At 70.1% G+C, this 16024-nt stretch carries 10 protein-coding genes; 3 read left to right on the top strand and 7 right to left on the bottom strand.

Annotation, left to right across the window (positions count from 1 at the left end; all coding sequences use genetic code 11):
• Positions 1-94: 94 nt before the first annotated feature.
• The 4 genes from MHY30_RS09665 to MHY30_RS09650 all read right to left on the bottom strand — a co-directional run bounded on the left by MHY30_RS09665 (position 95) and on the right by MHY30_RS09650 (position 7274).
• A complete protein-coding gene (locus tag MHY30_RS09665; RefSeq protein WP_239276708.1) occupies positions 95-1273 on the bottom strand; it encodes a DUF916 domain-containing protein in 1179 nt (392 codons plus the stop codon).
• Between the two features lie 72 nt (positions 1274-1345).
• Positions 1346-2617: a hypothetical protein gene (locus MHY30_RS09660; RefSeq protein ID WP_239276707.1), complete on the bottom strand. Its 1272-nt coding sequence runs from the start codon at positions 2615-2617 to the stop codon at positions 1346-1348.
• A 15-nt stretch (positions 2618-2632) separates the two neighbouring features.
• Positions 2633-3658 (bottom strand): sugar phosphate isomerase/epimerase, encoded by a 1026-nt coding sequence (locus MHY30_RS09655; protein ID WP_239276706.1) that lies wholly within the window; start codon positions 3656-3658, stop codon positions 2633-2635.
• A gap of 88 nt (positions 3659-3746) precedes the next feature.
• The gene (locus MHY30_RS09650) at positions 3747-7274 is read right to left on the bottom strand and encodes a PQQ-dependent sugar dehydrogenase (protein WP_239276704.1); all 3528 of its coding nucleotides are present in this window, start codon (positions 7272-7274) and stop codon (positions 3747-3749) included.
• 436 nt (positions 7275-7710) lie between these two features.
• Here MHY30_RS09650 and tatA point away from each other — a divergent pair, with 436 nt between their 5' ends.
• Positions 7711-7938 (top strand): twin-arginine translocase TatA/TatE family subunit, encoded by a 228-nt coding sequence (tatA, locus tag MHY30_RS09645; protein ID WP_239276702.1) that lies wholly within the window; start codon positions 7711-7713, stop codon positions 7936-7938.
• Between the two features lie 127 nt (positions 7939-8065).
• Here the strand turns inward: tatA and MHY30_RS09640 are convergent, their stop codons facing one another.
• From MHY30_RS09640 to MHY30_RS09630, 3 genes are read right to left on the bottom strand one after another with little or no spacing between them, the layout of a single operon-like run.
• The gene (locus MHY30_RS09640; protein WP_239276701.1) at positions 8066-8320 is read right to left on the bottom strand and encodes an LPXTG cell wall anchor domain-containing protein; all 255 of its coding nucleotides are present in this window, start codon (positions 8318-8320) and stop codon (positions 8066-8068) included.
• Positions 8317-9333, bottom strand: a complete 1017-nt coding sequence (locus MHY30_RS09635) for a WxL protein peptidoglycan domain-containing protein (protein ID WP_239276700.1) — start codon at positions 9331-9333, stop codon at positions 8317-8319. The genes MHY30_RS09640 and MHY30_RS09635 overlap by 4 nt, the downstream gene beginning before the upstream one ends.
• Before the next feature lie 23 nt (positions 9334-9356).
• Positions 9357-9983 (bottom strand): hypothetical protein, encoded by a 627-nt coding sequence (locus MHY30_RS09630; RefSeq protein ID WP_239276699.1) that lies wholly within the window; start codon positions 9981-9983, stop codon positions 9357-9359.
• Positions 9984-10507: 524 nt separating this feature from the next.
• Between MHY30_RS09630 and MHY30_RS09625 the strand changes: the two genes are divergently transcribed.
• Both MHY30_RS09625 and MHY30_RS09620 read left to right on the top strand, forming a co-directional pair.
• Complete coding sequence (locus tag MHY30_RS09625) at positions 10508-13786, top strand: family 16 glycoside hydrolase (protein WP_239276697.1); 3279 nt, start codon at positions 10508-10510, stop codon at positions 13784-13786.
• Between the two features lie 70 nt (positions 13787-13856).
• Positions 13857-16022: an efflux RND transporter permease subunit gene (locus MHY30_RS09620; RefSeq protein ID WP_239276696.1), complete on the top strand. Its 2166-nt coding sequence runs from the start codon at positions 13857-13859 to the stop codon at positions 16020-16022.
• Positions 16023-16024: the final 2 nt, after the last annotated feature.

Here is a 16024-nt window from a genome sequence, read left to right as displayed (position 1 = left end):
CGTTGCGCTCACGACGATGCCCGCCGCGCGGGGCGCGACGGGCATCGGGTGTAGCTCGCGGCGCGCAGTGTCCCTCCGCGCGCCGCGAGCGGTCTCACGGCGACCGCGGCGCGGCCGGCTCGGGTTCGGCGGCGGCGTCGGTCGTGTCCGTCGATGCTTCGGCGGGGGATCGGGACGTATCGGTGGGGAAGCCGGACGCGTCACGGTCGGCTGTGGCCGCGGCGACGGCGGCGGCGATCTCGCGCGCGTGCGCCGCGCGCCGCCGTCGGGCGGCGACGATCCGCCAGGCCACGAGGGCCGCCACCAGCGCGACGATCGCCAGCGTCGTCCATGGCATCGCTGCGGTGGCTGCGGAGCCGACCGTCACCAGCGGGTCGAACGTCGATGGCTCGGTTCCGGTCAGGGTACGCGAGACGACCTGCGAAGTTGCGGTCACATCGGCCGTGAGCAGACCGAGCGGGGCCACACCGGCGACCTCGACGGTGCGTTCCAGGCGACTGCCCGGAAGCAGCTCGGGCACGTCGTCGCTCGTCGAGACGGTCGCCCAGCCGAACGGTCCACCCAGCGCGACCTCGACGCCCGGGTCGAGTCGCGCGTTGCCGGTGTTCGCCACGGTGTAGGTCACCACGGCCGAGCCCGCCTCGACGGGGTTCAGGCCGCCGCGGTAATCGACCGCGACGTCCGTCAGCGTCAGGGCGGGTGCGATGTCTCCGAGCACGCGCACGTGCACGCGCGAACCGAGGCGACGCTCGGTGACCGTCCCCGTGTCGGCGGTGACGAGCATGGATGCCACGACCCCTGCCGCGTAGTCGCCGGGCGGCGCGTCGGCGGGAACAGCGATGCGGAAGGGCACATCGGTGCTCGCGCCGCTGTCGAGGGTGATCTGCGGACTGTCGATGTCGACCCAGCTGCCGAGCTCGGTGGATTCCTCGCCGCCGGCGAGGATGTCGAGCGCGCCGTCGGGGGTGAGGAAACCGTCCGCGGCGTAAACGCGCAGGGTGATCGGCGCCGGGCTGCGGTTGGTCACGGACAGCGCGTCGCCGACGGTGCCGCCGGGGGTGAGCTCGTACGCGTAGTTGGGGCGGTCGCTGCCCTGCGCGGTGTCGGCGGGCTTCACGCTCCACGTGACCGTGGTGTCGGGAGCGGGAGCGCTCGCGGCCTGGGCTCCGGCGGGGAGCGCCAGAGCGAGAGCGAGGCCGAGGATGACCGGGACGAGGGCACGCAAGGCGCCGCGAGGATGACGGGGTGAGGGGGACGGGATCGCCGGGGACATGGGCGGAGGCTTTCGGTCGAGGGGATCCGCCGGGACCGTGGGGGTGATGCCACGGCCCCGGCGGGCGGAACGTCAGCTGAGGGCGGTCAGCGTCACGGTCGCGGTGTAGGTGCCGCGGGGGGTCTCGAGCGGGAGCTTGAGATCCAGGTCGGCGCCCACGAGCGAGGATCCCCGCTCGTGGCCGTCGTTGGCCTGGGCGAGGGTGCGGGCGATCGACAGTCCCTGGCCCTCGTCGAAGCCCGAGGCGACCGGCGCACCGGCGACAGCGCCGCCCGCCGTCTCGAGCACCTCGGGCGTCCAGCCGAGGTATTTGCTCGAGACCGCCTCGCCACCGGCGAGGAAGTCCGACACCTGGGCGGTCAGCGACCACCCGGGGTTGCCGGCGCGGGTGTCCTGGATGCGGATCGGGACGATCTCGCCGGAGGCGTGGTAGTGGTCGAGCTCCTCCGACGCCACACCCAGATCGACGAGCGCCGATGTGCCCTCGATCGACCATGTGAGCTCGCCCGAGCCCTGATCGGGGACGGTCACGGCGATGGACTGGTCGCCCGCCGGGGGCGCTGCGGGTTCGTCGCCGGTGTAGTCCCCGGTCGTCGATCCTGCGCGTACCCCGCCGCCGAGTGCCGCGACGGGGGAGTTGCCGTCCAGCGTCAGCGCCCCGTACACGGTGGTGGCCGCGACCCGCAGGTTGGCGTTGTTGCCGGTCATGGACAGGCCGCCGCCGATGGTGTTGGCGAAGGCGTCGGCCTCCCCGTCGGCGGTGGCGCCCACGAGCACGTCGCGTGCGCTGTTGCTCACGGCGACATCGCCCTTGACGATGGCTCCGGTCAGGGACACCCCCCACCCCGAGCCGTCGACCGACACGTCGCCGTCGACCGACGTGCGGACGAGGTCGACGTAGTTCGCCTGCTGCGTGAGCAGGGAGCCGCTGATCGCGCTGTCGGTCACCTCGACGTCGATGCCGCCCGCCTCCACCGAGCCACCGACGCGCAGGTCCGTGACGTAGAGGAAGCCGACGGTGGTGTCGGCCGAGTAGGCGCTGATGTCGCCCGCGACGCTGGTGCCGTCCAGCGACACCCCGTACGCGTCGGTGGCGATGACATCCCCGGTCACGGTGACCGACGTGGCATCCAGCCAGCCGCCCGGTTCGATGATGATGTCGCCCTCGACGGTGGCGCCGCCCAGGACGCAGTCGGCGCCGCCGGGGACGACGAGCGAGCCGGAGACGGTCTGGCTCCCCAGGTCTTCGGTGCAGGACAGGTCGGCCGCGTACGCGGGAACGGCGACGACGCTGCCCCCGACGACGAGAAGGCCGACCGTGCTGAGTTTGCTGAGTCTGTTCATCTCTTCTTCCTGGTCTCAGCCGCGCAGAGCGGCGATCCGGTCGTAGCTGCGGTCGGCGTTGCCGAGCGAGTTCAGCGGGTTGCCGCCGACGGCCGAGGTGGCGGCGTTGTCCTGCTCGAACATGCCGTAGCGCTGGCCGCGATCGCGCAGCTGCGAAAGGAACGCGGTGTAGTCGATGTCGCCCGCGCCGAACTCGATGATGTCGTAGCCGTTGGCGCTCTCCGGGTTCACCTTTCCGTCCTTGAGGTGCAGGATCGGGAAGCGTCGCGGGTCACGGGTGATGTAGTCGATCGGCTCGAACCCGGGGTACAGGTGCTTGCCGACGTGGGCCCAGTACACGTCCATCTCGAAGAACACCAGCTCGCGGTCGAAGCCCTCCCACAGCAGGTCGTAGACGCGCTCCTGCGTATCGGTGGTGAAGCCGAACTCCTGGGCGTGGTTGTGCGAGTAGAGCTTGATCCCGGATGCCTTGGCTTTCGCTCCCATCTGGTTCCACACCTCGATCGCCGACACCCAGGCGTCGCGCGCGATGGGCCCGCCGTAACCGCCCGCGATCGGTCCTCCCTGCCCCAGGTGGGGGGTGCCGAGGATGTGCGCGATCTCGAGCTGTTGGTCGATGTTCTCCGGTGTGAGGTTGACGTGCGAGCCGGCGGCGCGCAGGCCGTTGTCGTCGAGCAGTTGCCGGATCTGCTGCGGCGTGATGGCGCCGACCTGGCCCTGCGTGTATCCGGCGAACTCGATCTCCGAGTAGCCGATGCTCGCCAGCTCTTCGAACACCGCGCGGAAGCCCAGCGAGCTGACCTTGTCGCGGATCGTGTAGAGCTGGATGCCGATGCGGTTGACGGGAACGAGCCGCTTGCCGGTGCCGACACCGGGTGCGGCGGCGCGTGCGCCGAGGCCCGTGGTCGCCGCAGCCGCCGGTCCTGCCGCGGCGCCGATGCCGATGGCGACCGACGAGGCGGCGAGGGCTTTCAAGAGCGTCCGTCGGCTCATCGGTTTCGCCGACACCGTCGGGTGCGCGTGGTCGTGGTGGTGACTCATGACTCTCCTTCGAGGTGGGTCCGCCCGGTGGGCCCGGGACGGCCGGAGGAGCGGGGGCCGCGCCGAGGCGCAGCCCCCGCCGGGGGGATTAACGCGTGACCGTCAAGCTCGTGATCGCGCTGCTCTTGGCCACGCCGGTGGATCCGACGTAAGCCGCCTGCACCTGGTAGCGGCCCGTGGTGCTGAGCTTGGGCAGCGTCACCGCGACGGTGCCGTCCGCGTCGAGCGTGCCGGTCAGGGTGGCGACGACCGCGTTGTTGCGACGCAGCGTCACCGTGACGTCTCCGGTCGGGGAGACGCCCGTCGAAGATGTCACCGTCACCGTGGCGGTCGCGGCCACCGCGGGCTTGACCGGGTCGGGCGACACGGCGACCGACGTGGTCGACCGCGCGGGGGACACCGTGAGGCGTCCGATACCGGCCGATCCGATGAAGGTTCCATCGGTGGTGTACGTGGCCCGCAAGGTGTGCGTGCCGACCGGCAGATCGACCGGGAGGGCGATGACGGCGCTGCCGTCGGCGTCCACCGTCGCGCGTCCGAGCTCCCGCTCACCCACCGTGAGCACGACCTCGCCGGTGGGAACCCCGTCCTCCCCGCGGACGGAGACCGTGACCTCGCCCGGGGCGCCGTAGGTGGCGCGCGGGGAGTCGAGCGTCACGAGCGTGCGCGTGGGAACGGTGGGCTCGTTCGGCGCGTCGAGGTCGACGGTGAAGGCGACCGATCCCAGCTCGGAGACGTTGCCTCCGGTGTCGGTGGCGCGGTAGCGGAGGTCGTACGTGCCGTTCTCGGAGAACGTCACGCCGTACTGCTCGTTCGCGGCGAGGTTCGTCCAGGTCTCGCCGTTGTCGCGCGAGTATTGAACGCTGGCGAGAGTGCCGTCGTCGGTGGCCTGCACCGAGAAACGGACCGGCTCGTTGAACACGCCGTCCACGCCCGTGGGGGTGGCGGGGTTCAGGGTGTGCGCCACCGTCGGCGGCGTCACGTCGCCCACGCCGTCGCCGACCATGGTCAGCGAGTCCAGAGCCAGGTCGTCGCCCGAGGTCACGTACAGTGCGCCCGTACCCACGGGGGCGTCGAACGCGATCTCCACGTCCTGCCAGCCCTCGCCCGCCGGGATCGTCGCCGTGGCGAACGGTTCGGCGTCCGTGGCGTTCCAGCGCAGCTGCACCTCACCGGCGCCGCTGGCGCGGACGACGGCCCCATCGATGCCGACGAAGCTCACGGGATCGAAGGCGAGCCAGTCGCCCTCGGCGAGACCGCGGACGGCGTTACCGCCGGAGGCCGTGGCATCCGCGTAGGACTCGACGCCCTCGCGACGGATGGCGTGCTCGGCCTGCTGCTCCTTGGGGTTGAGACGGACGGTCGCCTCGCCCGTCGCCGGCGGCAGGCCGTTGGCGCCCGCGTCGGTGTAGGTCACCACGACCGCGCCGTAGAGCAGGGCGCCGGGGCCGTGCTCGGGCGAGTTCGGGTCGGTGCGGAACACACCCGTGCATCCGGTGCCCGAGACCTCGGGGTGCGCGTGCTCGTCGTGACCGAGACCGTAGGTCCACGCGACGCGGGAGCATTCCGTGGCGTCACCGTCCTCGGCATCCGTCGTCGTCACCTGGAACGGGATCGCCTGACCCCAGTCGAAGAACGCGCCGTTCTCAGGGAACTCGACCGTCACCTCGGGGGCCTGATTCCCCACCGAGATCGTGCGCGAGGTCAGTCCGAAGCGTCCCGCCGGGTCGGACACCCGCAGCCGTGCGGTGTAGGTCCCCAGTTCGGTGTAGGTGAACGACGCGCCCACGCCGGTGGCGTCGAAGGTGCCGTTGCCGTCGAAGTCCCACTCGTACGTGAGCGCGTCTCCGTCGGGGTCCATCGACCCGGAGGCGTCGAACTCGACCGCGAGGGGAGCGGACGACGACGAGGTCGGCGTGGCGGTGAAGGCCGCCTGGGGCGACTTGTTCCCGGCGACGTAGTCGATGCGGTACAGCCCCGCATCGGGGTTCGCGCGGAAGAAGCCGTCGCCGTAGTCGAGCACATACATCGACCCGTCAGGACCGATCTCCATGTCCATGGGGTTGTCGTGCGTCGGCTGCGCGGCGGCGCTGAGTGCCGCGTTGGGCAGGAAGTCCTCGATGGCCGTCACCTCGAGGCTCTCCCAGTCCAGCGTGAAGGCGGCGATGTAGTCCTGCGAGAACTCGCCCATAAACGCCTTGCCGTCCCAGTGCCGGGGCAGCTTCGTGACCGACGGGTTCGATTCGTCGAAGTGGTAGACCGGTCCGCCCATGGGGCCCTGGCCGGAGCCGGCGCCGAAGTTCACCAGCTCGTCCCACGGCTGGTCGCCCGGGTTGTCGCCGTAGTAGAGGGTCGCGGCTCGTGCCGCCGGCAGCTCTGTCAGCCCGGTGTTCCATCGCGAGTCGTTCACGAGGTTCTCGGGGTCGAAGAAGTCCCCCGGGGCCGCGGTGGCGAAGTCCCAGTCGTTGTAGGCGAAGTTGTCGGCGTGCACGTACGGCCAGCCGGCGTTGTGCGGCTCGTCGAGGCGCACGATGTTCCACTCCACCAGGCCCATGGGGCCGCGGCCCGCCGTTTCGGCGACGGCCTTCGTGGCGTCCGGACCGTAGTCGGCCCACGAGAGCGTCTGCGTCACGGGATCGACCTCGATGCGGAACGGGTTGCGCACGCCCATCACGAAGATCTCGGGACGGGTGAGTTCGGTTCCCGGTGCGAAGAGATTGCCCTCGGGAATCGTGTACGAGCCGTCGTCCTCGACATGGATGCGAAGGATCTTGCCGCGAAGATCGTTGGTGTTGCCAGCCCCTCGGCGGGCATCGAACCCGGGGTTGAAGCCGGGGGCGTCGTTGTTCGGCGCGAAGCCGTTGGCGCCGGGGGTGGATGCCGGCGTGTTGTCGCCCGTGCTCAGGTACAGGTTGCCGTCACCGTCGAATCCGATGTCCGCGCCGACGTGGCAGCACTGTCCGCGCTGGACCTCGACGTCGAGGATGGCCTGTTCGGTGCTGAGGTCGAGCTCGGAGCCGGTCCACTGGAAGCGGGACAGGCGGTTCACGCCGACCCACTGATCCCAGTACGACTCATCCGCGCCCGCGGGCAACGTGTTGGGAGCGTTTCCCGAGGGTGTATCGGGCTGACCGTCGCCGTCCGCATCGAGCGGCGAGTAGACGAGGTAGACCCAGTTGTTGTTCTCGAAGTCGGGGTCCAGTGCGACCGTCTGCAGGCCGTCCTCGGAGTTGAGGTACACGGGGAGCGTATTGGTGACGGTCGTGACACCGGTGGCGGGATCGGTGAGCCGGACGTCGCCGTTGCGGGCCGTGTGCAGCACGCGCTTGTCCGGCAGGACGGCGAGGTCGATGGGCTCGCCCACATCTTTGGTGAGCAGGACGCGCTCGTAGTTCGACCAGTCGAGGTCGCCCTGCCCGTCGCCCGGATCGGGCTCGGGGGTTCCGGGATCGGTGGGGTCGCCGTGGTCTCCGCCGGGGTCGGTCCCGTGGTCCTGGCCGTCGTGAGCGACGGCCGGGAGAGAGGTGGCGCCGACGGCGGTGAGCCCCAGGGCGACCGCGGTGAAAACGGCGGTCAGTCGGGATCGCACGGCGGGATGCCGAGAAGTAGAGTTCATCGTGAAACAGCTCCTGTGAATGCGTTCGAGTTGTTTTCACCGGGTCGTCACCAGCCGGTCTCAACGGCTGAACGTGGCGACCCGGGCCCATCTGCGGCGGCGATCAGCCGCGCGTGTTCTCCTCCGCTCTTCGTCGAGTCCGGATGGGTCGCCGACGACGCCCGGGGGGTGAGCGTGAACGACGAGCCGTGGGGGGATCGAGCGACCCGCCGGTCTGCGGCGGACGGTCGCTCTGTGGTCATCCTGACCCAAGTTTGTCTACGCGTCAATCAAAAGTTGCGCAGTAGACCGTCAGGAAAGAACTAAGAGTCTGGAGCCTTGTATTTGTTACGCGTCGACGGTTAGCATCGCCGACGACCGACGCGCATCGCGTCCGATCCCCCTGTACGACCGACCCGCCGCGCGCAGACGCCGGCCCGCCCGAAGGAGGGCGCACATGCTTCACGGATTGACCGGATGGCACCTGCTGATCGTCCTGGCGGTCATCCTGCTCCTCTTCGGCGCGGCCAAACTGCCCGCGCTCGCGCAGAGCCTGGGACAGTCGGCCCGCGTGTTCAAGGGGGAGATGAAGGCCATGAAGGCTGACGAGACGCCCGCCGATCCGGGGCCTCCGCCCTCCTCGGGTCCCGCCGTCCCACCCGCCGGTCCGACATCCGCGCCCTGAGCTTGCCCGGCCCGGGGGTCTCGGCGCGCCGCTGGCCCCCGAGACGCGGAACGGGTCCCGCCATCGCATGAGTGCGATGACGGGACCCGTTTTTGCGTGAGCGCCCCCCCGGTGGTGCCGGCGACTCCTAGTCCTGCGATGCGCGCCTGTCTCGCAGCCGTGCGGTCATGAGGGCCACGGCGCCCGCGAGGAGCAGCGCCCCGGCCAGCACGGCCGAGACCGGCTCGCTTCCGGTCGCTGGCAGCGACGTCGGTGGCGTCGCGGGGGACTCGCCTCCGCAGCCGACGGTGCACTGGGTGTCCCGTGGCGTGATCTCCACCGTGACGCCGACGGTGCCTTCGCCTTCGACGCGGCCGAATGGCGTGACCCCTCCGGCGCTCACGGTGCCACCACCGACTCTCGTCGTCCCTCTTCGCGTGCGCGACGGAGGAGGTCGTCGAGACGGCGCCGCCGACGCCGCCGGTCTGCGAAGACGGCGACGAGGAGGAGGACGATGCCGACGACGGCGAGCAGGTGCAGCCACGGCACCGCCCAGACGACGAGCTCGTGGGCGACCGGCGCGGCCGACAGACTCGTGCCCGGCGCCGTCGCCATCACTTCCAGACCGAGGAACACCAGTCCCACCGGCCAGGCCGTCACCGGGTCGACCTCGACCCGTCGCGACTCGCCGGGTAGCAGCGTTCCCCGCGCCGACGGGGAGTCGCCGGTGCTGTCGGCGACGTCGAGCGCGGTGTTGCCGGAATTGGTGACCTCGTACGAGACGTCGACGCGACCCGGGGCGAACAGGCTCCCCGAGGCCACATAGTCGGCGTGGACGGCGCCCACCGTCAATGCGGGTGCCAGATCGCCCGTCACGCGGACCGACAATCGGTAGCCGACTCGACTGTCGACGCCCACGTGCGCGCCGGCCTCGTCGGTGCCCGCCGATCGAACGGATGCCGCGACGCCCGCGGCGTGGTCGCCGGGGGTGGCGTTGGCCGGAACCGTGACGGTGAACGGCACGACCCGGGTCTCGTTGGGGGCGAGGGTGACACTCGGTTCGATCGACACCCAGGTTCCGGCATCCACGGACTTCTCGTTCTGCGGGAGCATCGTGAATCGTCCCGTCGCGGTGTAGTACCCGTCGGAAGCGCCGAGGGCGAACGTCGCCTCGCGCTCGCTGAGGTTCCGCACGGCGAGATGTTCCATCACGCTCTCGCCGGGGTCGAGGCTCAGATCGACGACGCGGCGCCCGTCGGGGCCGCTCTCGTCCGCCGGGGTGACCGCCCATGTCACGGGGCTGTCCTCCGCGGCGGTGGCGGAGACGGGTGCGGCGACGAACGCGGCGGCGAGGGCGGCGGCGAGGGCGACACCCCCTCGCAGGCGGCGGCGAGGTCGCTCACGGGGAGAAGGCACGATTCGCGCTCCCTGCTGTCTGCTCACCCCTCGAGAAGGGTGAGGGTGATCGTGGCGCCGTAGGTGCCGGGCGCGACGGTCGCCGGGGTGCGCAGCAACAGGTCGGCCGTCGCCGAGTAGGCGCCGCCGGCTGCTGCGTCGGCGCTGTCCGCGATGGAGAGCAGCTCGGCGTCGACGAAGCCGCCGGTGCCGGGGTCGACGTCGTCGCCGGGCGCGACGAGCTGGTCCTCGCCCTCGGGGTTGCCCGAGAGGATGGAGGGATACCAGCCGAAAGTGTCGGCGGAGACGATGTCCGGCTGGCCGGCGTCGCCGGTGAAGTCCGAGATCGCCCCCATCACGTACCAGAACGCGTCGTCGGCGACGTTCTCCGGCAGGCGGGTATCGGTCACGGTCACGGTGGGAAGGGTTCCGGTGAAGGTGCGGTCCGTACCGGCGTCTTCTCCTTCGGTCAGCGTCGCACTCCCCGAGGCGACCGTCAGGGCGAGGACGCCGGGTTCAGCGTCCGGCGCGATCTCGACCTGCACGTCGATGGTCTCCTCGTCGGCGGCGAAGGCGCTTCCGGCGCCGGCGACGGCAAGGGCACCGACTCCCAACGCGGCGATACCGATCCGCGCGGCGAGTCCCCGCGAACGAGAGGTGGTCGTGATCATGGCAAGCTCCGTTTCTGCGACGCCGTGGCGGCGCTGTCGCCACGGTCGGCGACTGCTCGAGGTGCGAAACGGCCGGCACGGGCCGACCGCTGAACGAGAGGCCGGAATCGGACGGCGCCACGTGTTGCCACGGGCTTCGTGGCGGCGCTGTCACGAGCGGGATCTCCGGGTTCGATGTGACAGTAGCCCTGCCAGCCTCGCCGGTCAAGCAAAAGTTGACAGACTCTTGATTAATGTGGTGACGGAAGAAAATACCAGACCAGAGTCCATTAAAGGGTCGGTTCTGAGCGTTGGTTCGCATCCCAGGGCACCCGATGGTGTCCTCCAGAGCTTTTCTTAACTGTGGTTTAGCAAGTTTTGTAGACGAATCGGCAAAAGCCACCTACGATGACCTCGGTCGAGGACGACGGCTGCCCGCACGGTCGGCGTCGGACTCCCGACACCGATCCGAAGGAGCAATGATGCCCACACCCGCTGTCTTGTCCGGCCCGCGCCGGCGCAGCACCCGAGCCATGAGGATCCTCATGGCCGGCGCCCTCGGCGGCGCGCTCGTGGCGACAGGAGCCGTCCTGCCCGCGGGCGCCGCCGTCGGCCCCGCCGTCAACACCCCGGCGGACCTCCCCCAGCAGGAACCGGGGGTGACCCTGCGGACCTACTCCACTCCGCCGCTGGCCGAGCTGTGCACGCTCAAGTCGGGGCAGACCCCCAATGTCGACAAACTCATGTCGACGATCGACTGGAGCACCGACCAGCAGTTCGGCGCGTCCGACAACTTCATCACTCACGCGCTGGCCAACCTCACCATCAGTCAGCCGGGCCAGTACACGTTCCGTCTCACCAGCGACGACGGCTCCCGCCTGACCCTGGACGGCACGCAGATCATCGACAACGACGGGCTGCACGGACCCGAGTCGGTCGAGGGCACCGTGACGCTCGACGTCGGCGTCCACGACCTCTTCGTGGAGATGTTCGAGGCCACCAACGGACAGCAGCTGACGGTCGAGTGGAAGACCCCCGGATCCTCGAGCTTCACGGTCATCCCCTCGAGCGTGCTCAGTACCGAGGCGGGGGTCGTGCGCGTCACCGCCCCCGGCACCAAGTACTGCGAGGGCAGCAGCGATTCCGCCGGTGATGGTCTTCGACTGGATGCCGTGAACCCCAACTACACGCTCGTGGACCTGCGGCCCGCGGGCTTCAACCCGAAGGTCGCGGGCCTCGACTTCACGGATGCCGGCGACCTCGCGGTCCTCACGACCGGATCGGTCAACTCCGGCGGGTGGGACACCAGCACCCCCGGTCAGATCTTCCTGCTGAAGAACGTCCAAGCCGCGGACGGGCCCGAAGACGTCACCGCCGTCGAGATCGCCGGCGGCCTCCAGAACCCCATGGGCATCGACGTCATCGGCGACAAGATCTACGTCTCCGAGCGCTACCAGCTGACCGAGCTCAGCGACCCCGACGGCGACGGCTTCTTCGACGCCAAGCGCAAAGTCGCTTCGTATCCGTCGGGCAACAACTTCCACGAGTTCGCCTTCGGCCTGATCCACGACGACGAGAACTTCTACGTCAACCTGTCGGTCGCGATCGACAACGGCGGTGCCACCACTAACCCGCAGCCCGCGGCGAACCGCGGCACGACCGTCAAGATCAACCGGTCCACGGGCGAGATCTCCTACGTCGCCGGGGGCCTGCGCACCCCGAACGGCATCGCCTTCGGCCCCGAGAACGAGCTGTTCGCCATGGACAACCAGGGGGCGTGGCTCCCCAGCTCCAAGCTCGTCCACGTCGAGCAGGACCGGTTCTTCAACCACTTCACCAACCCGGCCGGACCCTTCGACGACAAGCCCGTGACCCAGCCGGCCGTCTGGATCCCGCAGAACGAGATCGGCAACTCTCCGAGCACGCCGATCCTGCTCGAGAACGGTCCGTTCGCCGGTCAGATGATGTTCGGCGACGTCACCTACGGCGGCCTTCAGCGGGCGTTCCTCGAGAAGGTCGACGGCGAGTTCCAGGGCGCCGTGTTCCGCCACTCGGCGGGCTTCGAGGTCGGTGTTAACCGCGTCATCGAGGGCCCCGACAAGTCGCTGTACGTCGGTGGTACCGGTGAGGGCGGCAACTGGGGCGAGGCCGGCAAGCTGCCGTATGGTCTGCAGAAGCTCGTGCCGAACCAGAACAACACCTTCGACATCGTCTCGATGAAGGTCGTCGAGGGCGGCTTCGAGGTCACCTACACGCAGCCGCTGTCGGACGAGACCGTCGCGAACATCGACGAGGCCTACCGCGCACAGCAGTGGCGTTACCTGCCCACGTCGACGTACGGCGGTCCGAAGCTCGACGAAGAGGTGCTGAGCGTTTCCGATGCCCGCGTCTCCGAGGATCGGCGCACCGTCACCCTCTCGCTCGACGGTCTGAAGCAGGGACGCGTGGTGCACCTGCGTTCGCCGCAGCCGTTCGCCTCCGCCACGGGCGAGAAGCTGTGGAGCACCGAGGCGTGGTACACCCTCAACGCCCTGCCCGGCTACGTCTCGCCCGCCGACCGCGGATGGTACGAGGCCGAAGAGGCTCGCCTCACCGGCGGCGCCAAGGTCGACTGGGAGCACAGCGGCTACTCGGGCTCGGGCTTCGCCGGCGGAATGTGGAACGCGGGCGCCGCCTTCGAGTTCACCGTCGACGTCGACGCCGCGGGCACCTACCCCGTGAACGTGCGCTACGCCAACGGCCCCAACCCGGCGCCCGGCGCGAAGGACGTCAACCTCTACGTCAACGGCCAGAAGATCGGCCCGTGGGAGTTCCCCTCCACCACCGACTGGAAGACGTGGCGCACCATCACGCGCGACATGAACCTCGTCGAAGGGGCGAACACCATCACGCTGAAGTACGACACCGGCACGAAGGGCAATCTGAACGTCGATGTGCTGTCGATCGGCACCGCGGACATCTGCGCGCCGGCCGAGATCGAAGACGGCTACCGCTCGCTCTTCGACGGCACCCTCGCGAGCCTCGATGGGTGGCGCATGGCCGGCCCCGGCGGTTTCGGCCGTCAGAACGACTGCAGCATCCGTGGTGAGGGTGGCATGGGCCTGCTGTGGCACCGCGCCGCCGAGCTCAACGAGTACAGCCTCAAGCTGGACTGGAAGCTCGTGGCCGACCACAACGGTGGGGTCTTCGTCGGGTTCCCCGACCCGAAGAACGACCCGTGGATCGCGGTCAACCAGGGGTACGAGATCCAGATCGACGCCACGGACGCCGCGGACCGTACGACGGGCGCCGTCTACACGTTCCAGGGCGCGAACCCCGAAGCCGTCGCCGGCGCCCTGAAGCCGGTGGGGTCGTGGAACGCGTACGAGATCGTCGTGAAGGGGCAGAACATCAAGATCTTCCTCAACGGCACGCTGGTGAACGACTTCACCAGCACCGACCCCGCTCGTGACCTCTCGCAGGGCTTCATCGGCCTGCAGAACCACGGCGCAGGGGAGGCGGTCTCCTACCGCAACGTCCGCGTCATGGACATCGAAGAACCGGACCCGCTCGCGGTGACGGCCACCGCGGAGGTGCGCTGCCTCGCCAAGAAGGCCTCGCTCACGGTGCGCGCGACCAACACCGATTCGGTGCCGGTCGACGTGACCCTCGAGACGGCCTGGGGCGAGCGGACCATCACGGGCGTCCAGCCGGGCAAGACGGTGTTCCACACCTTCACCACCCGCGCGGCCTCGGTGCCGGCCGGCGAGGCGATCGTCTCGGCATCCGGCGACGGCCGCACCGGTGAGGCCTCCGCCGCCTACGCGGCCAAGGCCTGCGGCTGATCCCTGCACCTCCGGTGACGGGCCCCGTGCCCGTCACCGGAGGTGTCCCCCTTCACGGAGGAAGAACCTCATGCTCGTCTCCCTCGGCCGCCGGATGAGCCGGCACCGTCTCCTCGTCCTCGGCGCCTGGGCGCTGCTCCTCGTCGTCGGGGTCGCTCTGGCCGGTGGACTCTTCGACCGCACGGTGCCGGTCGACGACGCTCCCGCGGGCACCGAGTCGCTCCTGGGCCAGCAGCGCCTGGACGCGCTCGACCCCGAAGGCGAGATCGTCACCGCCGTCATCCGGGGCGAGGACTTCTTCAGCCCGACTCTCCGCGACAGCGCGACCGCCGTCATGGCTCAGGTGCGCGACGTGCCGGGCGTCGTCGAGGTGATCGACGCCTACACCGCCGGTGGGGCGATCGGCGACGATGGCCGCTCGTCGCTCGTGGTGGTCGAGCTCGCCCTCGGCCTCGATGACGATGTCGCGCTCGCCGCGGCGTCCCAGGTGGCCGACCTGCTGCATTCGATCGCCGCGCCCGAGGTGCTGGTGGGCGGTCCGCTGCTGGCCGAGCAGGCCTTCGTCGATCGCGCCATGGCGGATGCCGCCACCGGAGAGGGCATCGCCATCGTGGTTCTGGCGGTGCTGCTGACCGCGGTGCTGGGCTCCCTGCGCATCGCGCTCATCCCCGTGATTGCGGCACTGGCCGCCATCGTCCCGACCCTCGCCGTATTGGGCGAGGCGGCCCGCGTCACCGCCGTCAACGATTTCGCCGTGAACATCGTCACCATCCTCGGCCTCGGTCTCGCGGTGGACTACTGCCTCCTCGTCGTCCTGAGGTTGCGCGAGGAGCGCGCCGCCACCCCGGCGGCATCCATCGACGACCTGATGGCGCGGGCCGTCGGCTCCGCCGGGCGTGCCGTCCTGGTGTCGGGCCTCGCCGTGTGCGTCGCCCTCGCCGGCGTCTGGCTGCTGGGCGATCCGCTCCTTTCCGGAATGGCCCTCGGCGGCGCGATCGTCGTCGTCTTCGCCACGCTCGCCGGCCTCACCCTCGTCCCGGCGGCCCTCGCATACCTTCACCGGGCGCTTCCCGAGCGACACGTGCGCACGTGGGCGCGACCCTGGCTCGGGCGCCGCACCTCGCCGCGCGACGGGCTGCTGGTGCGCTCGACCCGTGCGGCTCAGCGTCGTCCGGTGCTGCTGACCGTCGCCTCCACCGCGGTTCTGCTCGCCCTGGCGGCGCCGCTCGCGGCGATCGCCGTCGACAGTTCCGACATCCGCTCGCTTCCCGTCGCCGCGGAGGAGCGACAATCGTACGAGGCCGCGACCACCGGCTTCACCGGTCTCGGTATCGAGCCGGTGACTGTCCTGATCGACGGACCGATTCAGGATGCGGCCGTCATCAGCGTCCTCGACCGCATCGCCGCGCTCCCCGAAGTCGCCGACGCGGACGTCGTGCAGAGCGCCCCGCCGGAGATCACCGTCGTGGAGTTCACCCCGGTCGGCGACAGCGCCACCGCATCCGCCGCTCAGCGCCTGGTCGAGCAGGCGCGGTCGATCGACACGTCGCTTCCGATGCAGGTCACCGGGCCCGCAGCATCCCTCATCGACACCCGGGACAGCATGCTGCAGCGTCTGCCCTGGGTGGCGGGGGTCGTGGCGGTGGCGAGCCTGCTCCTGCTGTTCGCGCTCACGCGCTCGCTGGTGGTGCCGGTGAAGGCGCTGATCCTCGCGGCGCTGACGATGGCGGCCACCCTCGGGGTGCTCGTGGCCGTCTTCCAATGGGGCTGGGGAAGCGCGCTGCTCGGTTTCGAGCCGGTCGGAGCCCTGGATGTCACGACGCCGCTGTTCATCGGGCTCCTCGCGTTCGGCTTGACCATGGACTACGAGGTGTTCCTCCTGGCCCGCATCGCCGAGCGCTGGCGCGGTCGCGACCTCGCCGCGGATCCGCGCGCGGCCAACGCTGAAGCGGTGCGGCACGGCATCGCGCGCACCGGGCCGGTGGTGACCCTCGCCGCGGCCGCGATCTGCGTGGTGTTCCTGGGTTTCGCGGTGGGCGAGCTGGTGGCGATGAAGGAGATCGGCATCGGCATGGTGGTCGCCGTCGTCATCGACGTGACCGTTGTGCGCGGACTTCTGCTGCCCGCTGTGATGACGCTCCTCGGTCGTGCGAACTGGTGGCCGGGTGCTCGACGGCGTCCCGCGCCATCCAGCCCCGCCGGCACGCTCGCGCCTCCCCTCGCGGTCGTAGGCTGAGG

Source organism: Microbacterium sp. ACRRU, from assembly GCF_022346945.1.
Lineage (GTDB): Bacteria > Actinomycetota > Actinomycetes > Actinomycetales > Microbacteriaceae > Microbacterium > Microbacterium mcarthurae.
The sequence above is the reverse complement of the archived record's forward strand: the minus strand, read 5'-3'. Positions and strand labels throughout refer to the sequence as shown.